General features: G+C 75.2%; 11 protein-coding genes. 3 read left to right on the plus strand and 8 right to left on the minus strand.

Features of this window, described 5'->3' with window-relative positions; all coding sequences use genetic code 11:
• Positions 1–11: 11 nt before the first annotated feature.
• On the plus strand, positions 12–1,151 hold the full coding sequence (locus AC07AW_RS37155; RefSeq protein WP_478819869.1) for a hypothetical protein: 1,140 nt from the start codon (positions 12–14) through the stop codon (positions 1,149–1,151).
• Here the strand turns inward: AC07AW_RS37155 and AC07AW_RS37160 are convergent.
• Positions 1,148–1,861 carry a GntR family transcriptional regulator gene (locus AC07AW_RS37160; RefSeq protein WP_478819870.1) on the minus strand — a complete coding sequence of 238 codons (714 nt, stop codon included), beginning with the start codon at positions 1,859–1,861 and terminating at the stop codon, positions 1,148–1,150. The two genes, AC07AW_RS37155 and AC07AW_RS37160, sit on opposite strands and share 4 nt — an antisense overlap.
• Before the next feature lie 201 nt (positions 1,862–2,062).
• On the opposite strand from AC07AW_RS37160, the gene AC07AW_RS37165 reads away from it, so the two are divergent.
• Together AC07AW_RS37165 and AC07AW_RS37170 are read left to right on the plus strand one after the other, a co-directional pair.
• On the plus strand, positions 2,063–3,304 hold the full coding sequence (locus AC07AW_RS37165; RefSeq protein WP_478819871.1) for an amidohydrolase: 1,242 nt from the start codon (positions 2,063–2,065) through the stop codon (positions 3,302–3,304).
• On the plus strand, positions 3,301–4,773 hold the full coding sequence (locus AC07AW_RS37170) for an APC family permease (protein ID WP_478819872.1): 1,473 nt from the start codon (positions 3,301–3,303) through the stop codon (positions 4,771–4,773). The genes AC07AW_RS37165 and AC07AW_RS37170 overlap by 4 nt, the downstream gene beginning before the upstream one ends.
• A gap of 42 nt (positions 4,774–4,815) precedes the next feature.
• Here the strand turns inward: AC07AW_RS37170 and AC07AW_RS37175 are convergent, their stop codons facing one another.
• From AC07AW_RS37175 to AC07AW_RS37205, 7 genes are all read right to left on the minus strand, one after another.
• Complete coding sequence (locus AC07AW_RS37175; protein WP_478819873.1) at positions 4,816–6,024, minus strand: amidohydrolase; 1,209 nt, start codon at positions 6,022–6,024, stop codon at positions 4,816–4,818.
• A 199-nt stretch (positions 6,025–6,223) separates the two neighbouring features.
• Entirely contained in the window at positions 6,224–9,007 is a 2,784-nt protein-coding gene (locus AC07AW_RS37180) for a SpoIIE family protein phosphatase (protein ID WP_478819874.1), read from the minus strand.
• Positions 9,004–11,070: a SpoIIE family protein phosphatase gene (locus AC07AW_RS37185; protein WP_478819875.1), complete on the minus strand. Its 2,067-nt coding sequence runs from the start codon at positions 11,068–11,070 to the stop codon at positions 9,004–9,006. Before AC07AW_RS37185 ends, AC07AW_RS37180 begins: the two co-directional genes overlap by 4 nt.
• 518 nt (positions 11,071–11,588) lie before the next feature.
• Positions 11,589–12,764 (minus strand): MFS transporter, encoded by a 1,176-nt coding sequence (locus tag AC07AW_RS37190; RefSeq protein ID WP_478819876.1) that lies wholly within the window; start codon positions 12,762–12,764, stop codon positions 11,589–11,591.
• Positions 12,765–12,812: 48 nt separating this feature from the next.
• On the minus strand, positions 12,813–14,849 hold the full coding sequence (locus AC07AW_RS37195; RefSeq protein ID WP_478819877.1) for a hypothetical protein: 2,037 nt from the start codon (positions 14,847–14,849) through the stop codon (positions 12,813–12,815).
• A complete protein-coding gene (locus AC07AW_RS37200) occupies positions 14,846–15,229 on the minus strand; it encodes a hypothetical protein (RefSeq protein ID WP_478819958.1) in 384 nt (127 codons plus the stop codon). Before AC07AW_RS37200 ends, AC07AW_RS37195 begins: the two co-directional genes overlap by 4 nt.
• A 169-nt stretch (positions 15,230–15,398) precedes the next feature.
• Positions 15,399–16,847: a peptidoglycan D,D-transpeptidase FtsI family protein gene (locus tag AC07AW_RS37205; protein ID WP_478819878.1), complete on the minus strand. Its 1,449-nt coding sequence runs from the start codon at positions 16,845–16,847 to the stop codon at positions 15,399–15,401.
• Between the last annotated feature and the right edge of the window lies 1 nt (position 16,848).

Below are 16,848 nucleotides of genomic sequence, written 5' to 3' on the forward strand. Positions count from 1 at the left end.
GCGCGGGAAGCATGAGAGCCGGGGCCTTCCTCTACCCCTGGGACGTCGACGGCGACCCGGGCGCGCCCGGGCTCCTCGCCGACCTCGGCCTCGCGCAGGTCACCCTCGCCGCCGCCTACCACTCCACCCGGGCGCTGAGCCCCCGTCACCCGGCCCACCGGATCGTCACCGCCGGACACGCCGCCGTGCTCTACCCGCCGGACCCCGGCCGCTGGGCGGGCCGCGCGCTCCGCCCGTACCCGGCGGGGGAGTGGGCCCCCGGCGACGCCTACGGACGGGCCGCCGAGGCCCTCGCCGCCACCGGCCTGGAGGTGCACAGCTGGGTCGTCCTCGCGCACAACTCCCGCCTCGGCGCCGAACATCCCGAGACCTCCGTCGTCAACGCCCACGGCGACCGCTACCCGTGGGCCCCCTGCATCGCCCGCCCCGAGGTCCGCGCCCTCCTCGTCGACCTCGCCGCCGAGGCCGCCGTCCGGCCCGGCGCGGCCGGCACGGAACTGGAGTCCTGCGGCTGGTACGGCCTCGCCCACCTGCACGCCCACGACAAGACCGCCGGAATCGCCCTGGGGGAGCGCGAGCAGCTCCTGATGTCGCTCTGCTTCTGCCCCTCCTGTCGCGAGGGGTACGGGGACGAGGGCGCCGACCCCGGTGAACTGGCCGCCGCCGTGCGCGCCGCGCTGGAGCCCGTGTGGACCGGCGCGGGACCGGCGGGCGGGCTCGGCGCCCTGGAGGCCCCCGCCCTCGCCTGGCGCGCGCGGACCGCCCGTGCCTTCCAGGAGGCCGCCGTCGCCGCCGTGCGCGCCGCAGCCCCGCCCGGCTTCCGCGTTCTGCTGCACGCCGACCCCGACCCGTACCGCTGCGGCGCCGACGCCGGCACCGACCCTGCGCACGTCCTGGGCCTCGCGGACGGTGTCGTCGCCCGCCCGCCGAAGCTGGCCGACTTCGTCGGCCACGCGCGCGCGGGGACCGTCCTCGCCGCCAACCTCCCGATCGTCGCCGGCATGGGCGGCGCCCCCGAGTCGCTGGCCCGGGACGCCGAGCACGCGCGCGAGGCGGGCGCGACCGAGCTCCGCCTCTACCACGCGGGCCTGGCCTCGGACGAGGACCTGGCAGCCGTCCGGACGGCCCTGCGGGAACTGCAGCCCTCCTAGGGGGCGTCCGGCGGCTGGGGAGCGTCCGGCAGCGCCGCCAGGAGGCGCTGCGTCGAGGCGCGGGTGTCGGCGACGTGGGCGCGGGCCAGGGCCTCCGCGCCGTCCTCGTCGCGGTCGCGGACGGCCTCGTAGAGCCGCTCGTGCGCACCGCACATCGGCTCGCCGTCCGCCTGTGCCGAGGTGAGCCGGAAGAGACGGCGCAGCCGGGAGTCGAGCGGGGTCATCAGGTCCACCAGGAGCGGGTTCCCGGAGAGTTCGACGATCCGGCGGTGGAAGTCGGCGTTGAGCGAGACGGCCTCGCGGAGCCGCCCGGACTCCGCCGCCTTCCGCCCCCGGGCCAGGAGCCGCTCCAGGTCCCGCAGCCGCTCGGGGGTCGCGTGCCGGGCGGCGAGCCGTGCGGCCAGGCCCTCCAGGTTCTCCCGCACGTCGAAGAGGTACTCGGCGTCCTCCGGGCCGAACTCCGCCACCACCGACCCCCGGCGCGGCTGCACCGAGAGGAAGCCCTCCGACTCCAGGCGCTGCATCGCCTCGCGCACCGGCACCCGGGAGACCCGCAGCTCGTCGGCGATCTCCCGCTCCACGAGCCGGAGCCCCGACGGGTAGTCGCCCTCGATGATCCGCTCGCGCAGCTCCACGTACACCCGCTCCCGCAGGGACAGGTGGGTGTCCCCGATGGCGGTGCCGGGGCCGGTGGGGCGGGGGGTGCTCATCGGGCGGGCTCCAGTCGGGAGGGCGGAGACGGTGGTGGTTCCCCGATCTTCGCAGACCGGTTCGGGCGTGTGCCGAACTGAGGTGCCTCCAGGCATTGCCTGGTATTCGGTATACCAATTACCTTTGCGCCACACCGCGGTCACCAGGGGGATCCCGACGCGCGCCCCTGCCACTCGTCCGCACTTCGCGAAGGAGACACCATGAGCGAGGCCTCCGCCCCGCCCAGGCCCACCGCCCTCCTCGGGGCCACCCTCCCCGACGGCCGCACCGCCGACGTCCACCTCCAGGGCGGCCGGGTGAGCGCCGTCGAGGCGCACGTCCCGGACCGCCCCACCCCGCCCGGCGCGCTCCATCTCGGCGGCGCCCTGCTGCTGCCCGCCCTCGTCGACGGCCACGCCCACCTCGACAAGACCCTCCTCGGCGCCCCCTGGCGCCCGCACCGGACCACCGCGACCCTGCACGAGCAGATCGCCGCCGAGCGCGCCTCCCGGCACACCGAAGAGGTGCCCGTCGCCGAGCGGGCCGCAGCCCTCGCCCGCCGGATGGTCTCGCTCGGCACCGGACACGTCCGCTCCCACGTCGACGTCGACCCCGACACGGGCCTCGACCACCTGCACGCCCTCCTCGGCGTCCGCGAGAAGTTCCGCGACCGGCTCGGCATCCAGCTCGTCGCCTTCCCGCAGTCCGGCGTCGTCACCGCGCCCGGCGTCGCCGACCTCCTCGACGCCGCCCTCGCCGACGGCGCCGACCTCGTCGGCGGCCTCGACCCGGTGGGCTTCGACGGCGACGCCGCCGGCCAGCTCGACACCGTCTTCGGCCTCGCCGAGCGCCACGGCAAGGGCATCGACCTGCACCTCCACGACGGCGGCGAGACCGGCACCGCCCAGCTGCGGGACATCGCCGCCCGCACCGCCGCCCTCGGCCTCGGCGGCAAGGTCGCCGTCAGCCACGCCTACGCCCTCGGCGACGTCGACGACACCGAACTCGACCGCACCGCCACCGCCCTCGCCGCCGCCGGCGTCGCGATCATGACCAACGGTCCGAGCGGTCCCGTACCGCCCGTCCACCGGCTGCGCGAGCACGGCGTCCGGGTCTTCGCGGGCTCCGACAACATCCGCGACACCTGGTGGCCCTACGGCACCGCCGACATGCTCGAACGCGCCACGATCATCGGCCTCAGGACCGGGCTCATGACCGACCCCGAACTGTCCTTCGCCGCCTCCCTCGTCACCGGCGAGGCCGCCGCAGCCCTCGGCCTCGACGACTACGGCATCACCCCCGGCGCCCGCGCCGACCTCGTCGCCGTCGCCGCCGGTTCCGTCCCCGAGGCCGTCGCCGCCCACCCCCGCCGGCTCCTCGTGCTGCACGCCGGAAACGTCGTCGGACCCTTCGCCGACGACACGTACCCCACGCTCGTCCCGTCCGCCGGAGCGCCCGCATGACCACCGACACCACCCCTCGTACGACGCCGGGAACGGCACAGGAGACGGCGGGCCGGCTCGCCGCCGGCCGCATCGGCACCTTCGACCTCGTCTTCTTCGTCGTGGCCGCCGCCGCGCCGCTCACCGTCCTCGCCGGTGTCGCCCCCTTCGCCATCGGCATCGGCGGCCCCGGCGCCCCGCTCGCCTACCTCGTCTCCGGCGCCCTGCTCGCCCTCTTCGCCGCCGGGTTCACCGCGATGAGCCTGCACGTCCGCAACGCCGGGGCCTTCTACGCGTACGTCGCCCGCGGCCTCGGCCGCACCCTCGGCGTCGGCACCGCCTACGTCGCCGTCGTCTCGTACAACCTCGTCACCCCCGGAGTCGCCGCCGCCTTCGGCTACTTCGCCGCCGGATCCGTACGCGACGCCACCGGCGCCGACGTGCCCTGGTGGCTGCTCTCCGGGCTCTGCGTGCTCGCCGTCGGCGTGCTCGGCTGGCTGAAGGTCACGCTCAGCGCCAAGGTCCTCGGCATCGCCCTGGTCCTGGAGGTCCTCTCGCTCGTCGTCATGGACGGCGGCATCCTCGGCGAGCGCGGCACCGCCGCCCTCGACACCGCGTCCTTCGCCCCCTCCACCCTCGCCGCGGGCGGCGTCGCGGGCATGTTCGTCCTGGTCATCGGCGCCTTCACCGGCTTCGAGGCCACCGCGATCTTCGCCGAGGAGGTGCGCGAGCCCCGCAGGACCGTGCCCCGGGCCACCTTCATCGCGATCGGCTTCCTCGCCGTCTTCTACTCCCTCGGCTGCTGGCTGATCATGGGCGCCTTCGGCACCGACAGGGCCGTGGAGCTCGCCCGCGCCGCCGACGGACCCGAACTCACCTTCAAGGCCGCCGAACTGTACGCGGGACCCTGGCTCGCGGACGCCATGCACGGCCTCATCATCGTCAGCGCCTTCGCCGCCACCCTCGCCTTCCACAACGCCGGAGCCCGCTACCTGTACGCCCTCGGACGCGAGGGCCTGCTGCCCCGCCGCCTCGGCACGGTCTCCGGCAAGCACGGCTCGCCCGGCGGCGCCGTCGTCGCCCAGACCGGCTTCAACCTGGCCGTCGTCGGCGCCGGGGCCCTCCTCGCCGCCGACCCGTACGGCGAGGTCTTCCTCTGGACCAACAGCGTCGGCGTCCTCGGCATCATGGGCATGCAGGCCCTCGCCGCGCTCGCCGTCTGGGCCTACTTCCGGCGCGACCGGATGGGCCTCTCGGCCGCCCGGGTCGTCTGGGCGCCGCTGATCTCCTGCGCGGGCCTCGCCCTGCTCACCGTCCTCGCCGTGGTCCACTTCGACCTGCTCACCGGCCGCACCGGCGCCGTGAACACGGCCCTCCTGGTGCCGCTGCCGGTGGTCCTCGCGGCCGGCCTCCTCGTGGCCCTCCGCATCCGGCGCCGGGATCCCGAGCGGTACGCCTCGCTCACGACGGTGGACGTGGAGCGGGACTGATCGCGCCTACGGGGCGGGGGCCGGCCCCCGCCCCGTGAGCCGTCACACCAGACGGCCGTCCCGCGCCACCACCCGGCCCGCGCGGACCACCAGGTCACGGCGGGGCAGGTCCACCACCGCCTGTGGCAGGCACTCGCCGTCGACGAGCATGAAGTCGGCGGGGGAGCCCGGCAGGAGGTCGGACTTCGGGAGGCCCAGGAGGTCCGCGCCGCCGTCGGACGCGAGCCGGAAGCAGGCCTCGAGGTCCGAGTCGAGCCGGGCGTCCAGGGCCCAGGCCGCGAGCCAGGCGCGGTGCAGCATGTCCGCGTTGCCGAACGGGCTCCAGCTGTCCCGGACCCCGTCCGAGCCGAGACCGACCGTCACCCCGCGCTCGGCGAGCCGCCGGAACGGCAGGATCGTCGTCGCGGAGAGGGCGACCGTCGTGAGCGAGATGCCGGCCTCCGCCAGGAGGTCCGCCGTCTCGTCGAGTTCGCGTTCCGAGAGAGCCGCGACCGCGAAGGCGTGGCCCACGTTCACCCGGCCCTGCAGCCCCAGCGCGCGCGTGCGGGCCGCGATGTCCCGCAGCGGCGCGAGACCCCGCTCGCCCCGGTCGTGGAGGTGGATGTCGAGCCCGAGCCCGTGCTTCTCGGCCAGCGCGAAGACCGTGCCGAGCTGGTCGCCCTCCCGGCCGCCCTCCGCGTCGAAACCGGCCGGGTCGATGCCGCCGACGTGGGTGACGAGCCCGCTCGCCGCGGCCTCCGCCAGGAGCTCGGCCACCCCCGGGGTGCGGACCACCCCGTGCTGCGGGAAGGCGACCAGCTCCACGTCGACGATCGCGGCGAGCTTCCGGGCCGCCTCGGCGACCCCCTCGATCCCGCTCAGCCCGTACGCCGGGGCCACGTCCGCGTGGGCCCGCACCGCCCGGGTGCCCTGCGCGGCGGCGTGCGACATCAGCCGCAGCGCCCGCTCGGCCACCGGGGTCGGCAGGGCGCGGGCCAGCTCCACGTCCCCGGCGACGTACTCGGTGATGCCGTGCGCGGGCCGGCGGCTGTGCCAGGGCTCGCCCCAGGAGGTCTTGTCGGGGTGGATGTGCGCGTCGACCAGGGTGGGCAGGGCCAGGCGGCCGGCGCCGTCGATGCGGTCGACCTCGATGTCTTGCGGGACCTCGGCCGTCAGGAGCCCGTCCACGGCGACCAGGTCCTGGGGCGGGCCGCCGAAGGGGCGGACGTCGTGGAACAGGGTGGCGGTGCGGTGGGGTGGCGGCGGGGTCACGGGGTCTCCCTCGGGCGCGGCGACTGGGGCTCCATTTGGTATACCATGTGCCGCTCGGGTGGTGCGGGTTCAGGCGCGGAGGCCTAGGCGCGGCAAGGGGGCGCCGTTCCGTTGTGCCCACCCTCCCCCAAGCTCTCGGCTTCGCTCGAGCAGGGGGACCCCCATCGCCCCAGCGGAACGACTGCCCACAACGGGGGGCTCACCACGCCAGGTCCTCCAAGGCGTCCAGGTCCGGTACCGCCATTGCCACCGGTTCGTCGTTCGCGCCTACCCGGAGTTCCGCCCAGATCGTCTTGCCGCGCCGGGCGTACCTCGTGCCCCAGCGTTCCGCGTACTGCGCGACCAGATAGAGCCCGCGCCCGCCCTCGTCCGTCGTCGCCGCGTGCCGCAGATGCGGCGAGGTGCTGCTGCCGTCCGAGACCTCGCAGATCAGCGTCCGGTCGTGGAGGAGCCGTACGCGCACCGGATCCGCCCCGTACCGCACCGCGTTCGTGATCAGCTCGCTGAGGATCAGCTCCGCCGTGAACGCCAGCCCGTCGAGCCCCCACTCCGACAGCTTCTCCGCCGCCGCGTTCCGTACCGGCGACACCGCCGACGGGTCCCGGGGCACCTCCCACTCGGCGATCCGGTCCCGGTCGAGCAGCCGGGTCCGCGCCACGAGCAGCGCGATGTCGTCGCGCGGCGCGGGCGACAGGAGCGTCGCGAGCACGTCCGCGCAGGTCTGCTCCGGGCTCCGGTCCGGCCGGGCGAGCGTCGACCGCAGCAGCCCGAGCCCCGTGTCCAGGTCCCGTCCGTGGTCCTCCAGGAGCCCGTCCGTGAACAGCACCAGCTTGCTGCCCTCCGGCAGCCGCAGCTCCGTCGACTCGAAGGGCACATCCCCCAGACCCAGCCCCAGCGGCAGCCCCGGCGACAGCTCCGGGAACTCCACCCCTCCGTCCGGACCCACCAGAGCCGGACCGGGATGCCCCGCGCTCGCCACCTGGCAGAGCCCGGACGCCGGGTCGTAGATCGCGTACAGACAGGTCGCGCCGGTGATGCCCTCGTCCCGCCGCCGCACCTCGCCGTCCGCCCCCTCCGACTCCCGGTCCTCGATCCGACCCGTCAGCTCGTCGAGATGGCCGAGCAGCTCGTCCGGCGGCACGTCCAGGGTCGAGAAGTTGTGCACCGCCGTCCGCAGCCGCCCCATGGTCGCCGCCGCGTGCAGGCCGTGCCCCACCACGTCGCCCACCACGAGCGCCACCCGCGCCCCCGGCAGCGGGATCACGTCGAACCAGTCGCCGCCCACCCCGGCCTTCGCCGGCAGATAGCGGTACGCCACCTCCACCGCGCTCTGCTCCGGCAGGGCCCTCGGCAGCAGGCTCCGCTGGAGCGTCACCGCCATCGCGTGCTCCCGCGTGAACCGGCGCGCGTTGTCGATCGCGACCGCCGCCCGCGCCGCCAGCTCCTCCGCGAACGACAGGTCCTCCTCCCCGAACGGCTCCGGGGTGTCCGCGCGCCAGAAGTTGGCCATCCCGAGGACCACCCCACGGGCGAGCAGCGGCACCGTGAGCAGCGAGTGCATCCCGTACGCCAGGGCCTGCGCGGCCCCCTCCGGGTCCTGCGCCCGCCAGCCCTCCGCCCCGGCGAGCACCGGCTCCACCACCGCGTGCCCCGCGTGCAGGGCCTTCGCCATCGGGGTGCTGGAGACGTGGAAGTGGACGGTGTCCCCGACCGGCTGGAGCGGCTGGTCCGGGCGCAGCCCGCTCAGCGCCGTCCGCCGCATCTCCGTGGACGTGGCCGCCGTCTCCGGGGGTTCCTCCCCGCGCAGCACCGGTTCGAGCAGCTCCACCGTCGCGAAGTCCGCGAACCGGGGGACCGCCACCTCCGCCAGCTCCTCCGCCGTCCGTACGACCTCCAGCGTGGTCCCGATCCGCACCCCCGCCTCGTACAGCAGCTGGAGCCGGCCCCGGGCCACCGCCGCCCGGCCCGTCACCGCCGCCAGCTCGGTGGTGTCCCGCATCGTCATCACGCACCCGGACTCCGAGCCGTGCTGCAGGGTGGGCCGCACGCTCACCGCGAGCAGCCGGTCGCCCGCCCGGTGCACCTCGTCGGTCGCCGCCCGCCCCGACTCCAGGAGCTCCACCGTCCGCGGATCGAGGCCGAGCTCCGAGACGTGCCGCCGCTCCGCCTCCGCCGTCAGACCGAGCAGCCGGCGCGCCTCGTCGTTGGCGAGCAGCAGCCGGTGGTCGGCGTCCACGATGAGGACCCCTTCGCGCACCGCGTGCAGCACCGCCTCGTGGTGCTCCTTCATCCGGGTCATCTCCGCGGGACCGAGCCCGTGGGTCTGCCGCCGCAGCCGCCGACTCACCAGCGCGGCCCCGCCCACGGCCGCCGCCAGGGCGCCGCCCGCCGCTCCGATGAGCAGCGGCAGCCGGCCCTGCACCGCGTGCGAGATGCTCTCCACCTCGATGCCGCTGCTGACCATGCCGACGAGCCGGCCCCGGTCGTCGAACACCGGGACCACCGCCCGCACCGCGTCGTTCGGCGCGCCGTGGAAGAGCTCCGTGAACGCCTCGCCGTCCACGGCCGCCCGCGAGAGGTCCCCGGTCGCCTTCTGGCCGATCAGCTCCGGCTGCGAGTCGGTGTAGCGCACCCCGGAGGGGCTCAGGACCGCGATGAAGTCCACGCCCGTGGCCCTCCGGGTCGCCTCCGCCCGGCTCTGGAGCTGCGCCGTCGGATCGGACGAGGTCAGGGCGTCGTCGACGCCGGGCGCGTGGGCGAAGGCCTCCGCGACCGCGAGCGAACGGATCCGGGCGTCCCGATCGGTGTCCCGGCTCGCCTGATGGAAGGTCACGAACACGGCCGCGGCGATCACCAGGAGCGCGATCAGCGCCTCCAGGGCGAACACCTGCCCGGCGACGCTCCGCAGCCCCGTCCCCGTACGACGTCCCTTGCCCTGCGCCTGGGGCCGACCCCGCCCCGTTCCCCGGTCGCGCGCCGTCATCCCGTGCTCCGGGCGATCAGGAGCGCCACGTCGTCCGGCGCGCCCGGCCGGCGCAGCGCCCGGAGGAGCCGGTCGCAGGTCTCCTCGAGCGGTCCGCGCTCCTCGTCGAGGAGGCTTACGAGCAGGGCGAGCCGCTCGTCGATCGACTCCGTACGCGTCTCGATCAGACCGTCCGTGTACAGCACGAGCAGGTCACCGGGCCGGAACGGCACCCGGGCCGTCCGGAAGACGCCGCCGCCGACCCCCAGCGGCACCCCCGTGGAGAGCCGCACCAGCTCGGCCGGTCCGTCCGCCGGGACCCGGACGGGCGGCAGATGGCCCGCGTTCGCGATCCGGCACCGCTGCCGCACGGGGTCGTGCACGGCGAAGAGACAGGTCGCGATGTAGTGCTCCAGGCCCGCCGTGATCCGGTCCAGATGCCGCAGGACCTGCGCCGGGGACAGGTCGAGGTCCGCGAACGCGCAGGTCGCCGTCCGCAGCCGGCCCATCGTCGCCGCCGCGTCGATCCCGCTGCCCATCACGTCCCCGACGACCAGCGCCGTCTTGTCGTCGGGCAGCGCGATCACGTCGTACCAGTCGCCGCCGACCTCGCTCGACGCGTGCGCCGGCTGGTAGCGGGCGGCGACCTCCAGGCCCGCCCGCTGCGGCGGAGACCCCGGCAGCAGGCTGCGCTGGAGCGTCACCGCCGAGTTCCGCACGCTCTGGTACCAGCGGGCGTTGTCGATGCTGACGGCCGCGCGGGCCGCCAGCTCCGTCGCCAGCAGGACGTCGTCCCCGTCGAAGGGCAGCGCGTTGCGGTCCCGCTTGAGGTCGAGCGCGCCGAGCACCTCGCCGCGCGCGATCAGCGGCACCGCCAGGTACGAGTGGACCCCCGCGCGCGCGAGGAGCTCCGCGGCCTCGGGGCTGCGCGCGATCCGCGACAGGTCGCCGGGGCCCACGTGCTCCACCAGGACCGGCAGACCCGTGTGCACGCACCGGGTGACGAGCCGGTCCGCGCCGTACATCGCGACCTCCCCCGGCGGGTCCGCCGCCGGGAGCGCGTCCGTGCGGCCCTCGGCCTTCACCGCGAGCGCCCGGAACAGCTCCGGTCCCTCCTCGGGCGCGCCCGGCCTGCGCAGCGCCAGGACGGAGTCGAGGACGTCGACGGCGGCGATGTCCGCGAGCTCCGGCACCACCACCGAGGCCAGCTCGTCGGCCGTCCGCTCCACCTCCAGGGTGGTGCCCACCCGGGCCGAGGCGTCCGCGATGAGCGCGAGCCGCCGCCGGGACCGGTCGGCGTCCGCGTCCGCGCGGTGCCGTTCCGTCACGTCGATCACCGAGGCCGCGACGCCCTGGACGCGGCCGTCGGATCCCTCCAGGCGGTAGAAGGAGAGCGACCAGTTGTGCTCGTGCTCCGGATCCGCCGGGGTCCGGCCCACCGCGGAGTGGTCGAGGACGGGCGTCCCGGTGGCCAGCACCCCGCGCAGCGCCGCCTCCAGGGCCTCGGCGTCGACCTGCGGGAGCATGTCGGCGATCCGCCGACCGAGGTGCTCCGCCGCCGGGATGCCGTTGATCCGTTCCAGGGCGGGGTTCACCAGGACGTAGCGCAGCTCGGTGTCGAGTACGGCGAGGCCGATCGGCGACTGGGAGACCAGCCGGTCGGAGAGCGCGAGCTCGGTCTCGATCCGCTCGACGGCGGCGGCGTCGGCGGCGATCCCCAGGGCGTACATATCGCCCAGGTCGTCGGTGAGCCGCATGTTCCGGAACTCCACCCGCCGGACCGAGCCGTCCTTGTGCCGTACGGGGAAGGTGCCGGCCCAGGCCTGGCCGCCGCGCAGCACCTCGCCGAAGAGGCGCTTCGCCTCCTCGCGGTGATCCTCGCCGACGATCAGCCGGGCCACGTAGCGGCCGAGGGCCTCGTCGGCGCGGAAACCGAAGAGGGTCTCCGCCTGCGGGCTCCACAGCACGATGCGGCCGCGGGCGTCCACGACGACGGCCGCGACGCCGAGCACGTCGAGGAGTCCCTTGCCGTCCAGGGGCACACCGACCCGCCCCGCGGTCCCCGGGAACGAACCGGCCGTCACACTGCCTCCTCCCGCCGCGCCGCGCGCCTGTCTCCATGCTCCCCGCCCACCGGCTGCACCGCACCGCGAGGCCGGGCCTTGTGACCAGTGACTCCGCCGGGCGCCGCCCACCCCGTTGCGGGCAGTCGTTCCGCCGGGGCGGTGCCCCCGCCCACCCCGTTGTGGGCAATCGTTCCGCTGGGGCGGAACGGGTGGGCACAACGGACCCGCGCCCTGCCGGCGCCAGAGGCTCCCGAGCCTGGACCCGCACCCCGCAGGTACGGCGCACGACGTGGTGCGGGTCCGGGCGCGGAAGGCGGAGGCGCCGCTAGAGGGCGCCGTCCCGTGTGCCCACCCGTCCCGCCCCAGCGGGACGATTGCCCACACGGGGGGTGGGGTGCGGGACGACTGCCCACACGGCGGGTGGGCGGGGGTATCGCCCCGCCGGGGCGCGGGCGCACACGGGCGGGGGCGCCGCCCTGCACGGCGCGGGCCCGCGCGAGGGGTCGGAGGGGGAGCCGTGACGTGGGGCTTCGTCCTCAGCCGTCGCTGCGTGTCAAGAGCACGCGCCGCGCCCCCGGTACCAGCGTCGTCGCCCAGGCGAGGCCCGCCACCGCGAGGAGCGGCAGCAGGACGCGGATGTCGGTGACCGCGACCAGGCCCGCGCCGAGCGCGATGGCCAGCGCGTTCGGCGCCATGACCAGGGTGTTCGCGGTCGCCGCCATCCGTCCGACCGCCTCCGCCGGGGCCTCCTTCTGGACCGCCGTCATCACCGCGATCAGGACCCACGGCATTCCCAGGCCGATGACCGCGCTTGCCGCCAGGGCCGTCGCCTCGTACGGCAGCGCTCCCCGCACGCCCACGGCGAGGGCGAACAGCGCGAGGCCGGCGGCGGCCAGGGCCCGCTCCGGGATCCGGCGGAGCAGCGGGCCGGTGACCAGGCCCGCGAGGACCGAGCCCACGCCCTGGACCGCGTAGAGGACTCCCGCGTACGCGGGCGCGTGCCCGAGCCCCCGGTCCACCACGGCGTAGATCGCGGCCCCGTTCACCCCGGCGAGCAGCATCGTGAACGCCCCCGTCGCCACCAGCGGCCGCAGTACCCGGGAGGCCCGGAGCAGCCGCACGCCCTCGGCGGTCTCCCGCCACCAGTTCCGGGTCTCCGGCCGGGCGGGGCGCGCCTCCCGGACCGGCATGAGGGCGAACAGGACCGCGGCGGCCGCGAAGCTCGCCGCGTCGAGGAGGGCGACGGGCCCGCCCCCGTACGCGGCGAAGAGGCCCGCGGCGACCAGCGGGGCGATCAGCTTCATGGACTCGTTCGCGGTCATCCGCAGCCCGTTGAACGTGCCGAGCCGCTTCTCGTCGACCACGGAGGCCACCAGCGCCTGCTCGGCCGCGTCATGGACGGAGCCCTGCGCCCCGTACAGCACGAGGACCGCGAAGAGCAGCCACACCCTGTCCGCCGACTCCACCCACAGCAGGACGGGCAGCAGGCCCGCCATCGCCAGGTTCAGGACGACGAGCAGCGGCCTGCGCCGCACGCGGTCGGCGAGCGTGCCGAGCAGCGGCCCGAGGAGCACGGGCGCCCAGAGGGCGAAGGCGGCCAGGGCCGCCAGACTGTCCGAGCCCGTGAGGGACTTGACCCAGATTCCGGAGACCAGCCACATCGCCGTCGTTCCGAATCCGGACACGACGACACCTGTCAGATACCAACGCATGGCCGAAGGCTGCCGTCTGAGGCGGGCCGGCCGGATCGGTCGGTTGCCCTAGATCGTTTCCCCGGAGACGGCGCCCAGTGTCCTACGCGCCGCCGCGCACAGCGCGTCGTCGTCGGGCACGGACCGCCAGCTGCCGTGCTCCACCGGCCGCTCGTCGGCGTCGAGGAGGGCGCGCAGGGCGGGTACGGCGGGCGCAGCCGCCGGGCCGATCCGGCCGAGCAGCCGCACCGTCTCGGTGACCGCCCGGGTGGCGCCCCCGCCGATGTACGGCTCGATCGCCGCCACCAGCGCCGGCACCACCTCGTCGGCCCGGCCGGTGACCCGCCACAGAGCCTCGCCGGCGCGCAGCGGCAGCCAGCCGGTGCCGTCCTGGTGGACCAGCTCCCGCAGCCGTTCCGTGTACGGCGCTCCCGCCGCGCCGAGTTCGGCGAGCAGGGCCAGGGCCTGGTCCTGCCCGTACGGCTCCGCGAGCCTCGGGAGCAGCAGCGTGCGGGCCGGCTCCCGGTCACCCGTCAGCCGTCCGTACGCCATGGCCAGCGCGGCCGGCGCGAACGGCTGGCCCGGGGGCCGGACGCGCAGCAGGATCCGCAGCCGCGCCCGGTCCACGGCCGCCGCGGCCTCCGGGCCGATCGCCGCGAGCGCGTCCAGCGCCCAGACGGCGCCGTCGGTCTCCAGCAGGCCGATCAGCTCGGGAATCGCCGGCGCGGCGGCCGGCCCCCAGTCCGTCAGGACCTGGCAGAGGGCGCGCCGGGCGTCGAGGGAGCCGGCGTCGGCGAGCGCGGCCCGCAGCGGCGGCAGCAGCAGCCCGGCGTGGGCGGCGAGCGGACCGAGCGTCTCGTGGAGACTCAGTTCGTGCGTCCACCAGCCCTCGCAGTGCACCGAGTACAGGGCGAAGCCGAGCCGCTCCCCGGCGAGGCGGCGGGCCAGGGGCTCCGCGCAGCGCGGGTCGCCGGTCCGGGAGAGCGCCCAGAGGGCGTGGTCCTGGGCGGGCAGGTACGGCTCGCCCTCGTCGCCGGTCATGGCCGCCAGCCGGTCCGCCCACGGCAGGGCGGCGGTTCCGCACATGCCGAGGACCCGGGCGGCGAAGAGCCGGTTGTCGGGCTCGGGGTCGTCGAGCAGTTCCGCCACGACGGGCAGCAGCAGCGGCACGGTCGAGCGCCGGCGGCTCAGCTCCCCGGCCGCCGCCTCCATGGCGCCGCGCCGGACCGGGGCGTCGGGGTGCCCGAGCAGCCGGGTGACGAGGGTGGTGCGGGTGGCCCGGTCGTCGCCGAGGAGGTCGAGGGCCTGGGTCACCGAGCGCCCGCCCAGGTCGCCGCCTTCAAGCACCTCGGTGACCACGCGCGCGTGATCGGCAGCATGGCCTCCGGGGCTGCCGGGGCCGTCGATGCCAGGGACGTCGTGGCCGGGACCGTCGTCACCCGGGGCGGCGGCGCGCAGTGCCTCCACCGCCCGCAGCCGTTCCCCGGGCCGGGCAGCTGGGCCGGTCAGTTCCCGGAGCCGGGCCACGGACCGCTCCGGCTGCCGTTCGGCGTGCGGGGTCAGTTCGCCCGCCGCCTCCACGATCCCGTACAGGACCTGGGACACGGTCTCCGAGTCTTGGCGGGCCCAGAGAGCGGCGAGGACCTCGTCGGCCCGACCGTGTGCCTCGCCGAGGGCGGAGACGGTCGCCGTCCGTACCCCGGCGTCGGGGTCGTGGAGCAGCGGCAGCAGAAGAGGGACCGCCGCGTCCCAGGCCTCGGCCCAGCCGGGCGCGATCCAGCGGGGCTCGACCCGGTTGCCCTCGGCGGCGACGCAGGCGACCAGATCGATCAGGTCCATCCGTACCGTCGCCGCGACGGCGGGGTCGGCGGCAGCGCGGACGAGGAACGGGAGGGCGGCCACGGCGGCCGACTCGACGCAACCGCCCTGGTGGTGCACGTTCATGAAGAGCGTGTCGGCCGCGTCGGCGGCCTCGTCCGGCCGGTACAGGGCGCGGAGCAGCCCGGGGACGTCCGCCGCCGGTCCGTACGCGTGACGGTGGGACGCCCAGTCGATGGCGTGGAGCCCGGCGAGCGGGTCGGGCCCGCCCAGGATGCCGTCGTTCATGCCGGGGCCGCCGCCCGCTTCTCGTACCGCAGCGCGAGCCCCGTCACCACCGCGCCGAGCCCCTCCCACAGGCCCACGCCGAGGAAGCCGGCCGGGGCGCGGCCGCCGACGACCGCGAGGGTGAAGACGGCGCAGGTGAGCAGCCGGAAGGGGACCGTCCAGCGGAAGAACGGCTTCCAGTCGGCGAGGGCGGCGAGCACGTAGTAGACGCCCATGTTGAGCGCGGCCATCGAGGAGGCCGTCAGGAAGACCAGGGTGTGGTCCCCGTCCGCGCGCCGGCCCGCGGGCACCGGCTCGAAGCCCATGACGGTGAGCAGGGCGTCCGGGGCGACCAGGCCCACCACCCCCAGGGCGGCGGCGAGCACGCCGAAGACCGCCATGGTCCAGCCGGACAGGGATCGGGGCAGGCGCACGGCGGTCCTCCGTGGGACGAGAGGTGGGGCGAAGAGCAGGGGCACACCCCATGATTCGAATGTGTAATCGGATCATGGGGTGTGCCCCTGCATATCGTGTGACGGGGTCCGACGGCCAATCGGCCCCCGCCCCCTGTCACTTCAGCGCCGCCTCCATCATCTTCTGCGCCACCGGGGCCGCCAGGCCGTTGCCGCTGACCTCGGAGCGGGCCGCGCCCGAGTCCTCGATCATCACCGCGACGGCGACCTGCTTCCCGGTCGAGGCGTCCTTGGCGTAGGAGGTGAACCAGGCGTACGGCGTCTTGCTGTTGTTCTCGCCGTGTTGCGCGGTGCCGGTCTTGCCGCCCACCTCGGCGCCGTCCACGGCCGCGTTGGTGCCGGTGCCCTTCTCCACGACGGTCACCATCGCGCTGCGCAGCTGCTCGGCGGTCGAGGAGGAGACGATCCGCTCGGTGTCCCCGTCCTCGTACGAGTTCAGCGTGTCGCCGTCGGAGTCGACGACCTGCGAGACCATGTGCGGGGCGGCGAGCAGGCCGTCGTTGGCGATGGCGGCCGACACCATGGCCATCTGCAGCGGGGTGGCGGTCACGTCGAACTGGCCGATGCCGGTCAGGGCCGTCTGCGCCTTGTCCATGCCGGAGGGGTACACGCTCGCGTAGGCGCGGACCGGGACGTCCAGCTCGTCGTCGTTGAAGCCGAACTTCTCCGCCATCGCCTTCACCTTGTCCTGCCCCAGGTCGGCGGCCATCTTGGCGAAGACGTTGTTGCAGGAGTACTGGAGTGCGGTGCGGATCGTGGCGTTCTCGCAGGGCGCGGAGGCGTTCTCGTTCCTCAGCACGGTCCGGGTGCCCGGCAGGGTGTACGGGTCGGGGCTCTTCGTCGCCGTGTCCACGGATCCGTAGAGACCGTCCTCCAGGGCGGCGGCCGCGACGACCAGCTTGAAGGTGGAGCCGGGCGGCAGCGGCTGCCGGAGCGCGCGGTTCACCAGCGGCTTGTCCTCGTCGGTGGTCAGCTCCTTCCAGACGTCGCCGTCGTTCGTCCCCGCGATCTTCGACGGGTCGTAGGACGGGGTCGAGACCATGGCGAGGATCCGGCCGGTCGCCGGGTCGATCGCGACGGCCGCGCCCTTCTTGCTCCCGAGCGCCCGGTAGGCGGCCTTCTGCACGTCCGGGTCGATCGTGGTGACGACCGTGCCCGGCTCCTGCTGCTTGCGTGTGACGGCGTCCAGGGGGTTCTTCAGCCGGTCGTCGGTGCCGTCGAGGACAGGGGAGTAGATGCCCTCCAGCTGGGTCGCGCCGTATGCCTGCGAGCTGTAGCCGGTGACCGCCGCGTACAGCTCGCCGTCCGTGTAGGTGCGCTTGTACGCGAGATCCGAGCCCTCCGTCTTCTTCGAGCCGGTGACCGGGGAGCCGGCCACGACGATGTTCCCGAGCGGCTGCGCGTACTGCGCGATGGTCTTCCGCCGGTTCTTCGAGTCGTCCGCGAGCGCCTTGCCTTCGTACGCCTGCACCCAGGTGGCCCGTCCGAGGAGGGCGAGCACCAGGATCAGGACGAAGACCGACGTGTGCCTGATCGTCTTGTTCATC

Source organism: Streptomyces sp. NPDC044003 (genome assembly GCF_056435185.1).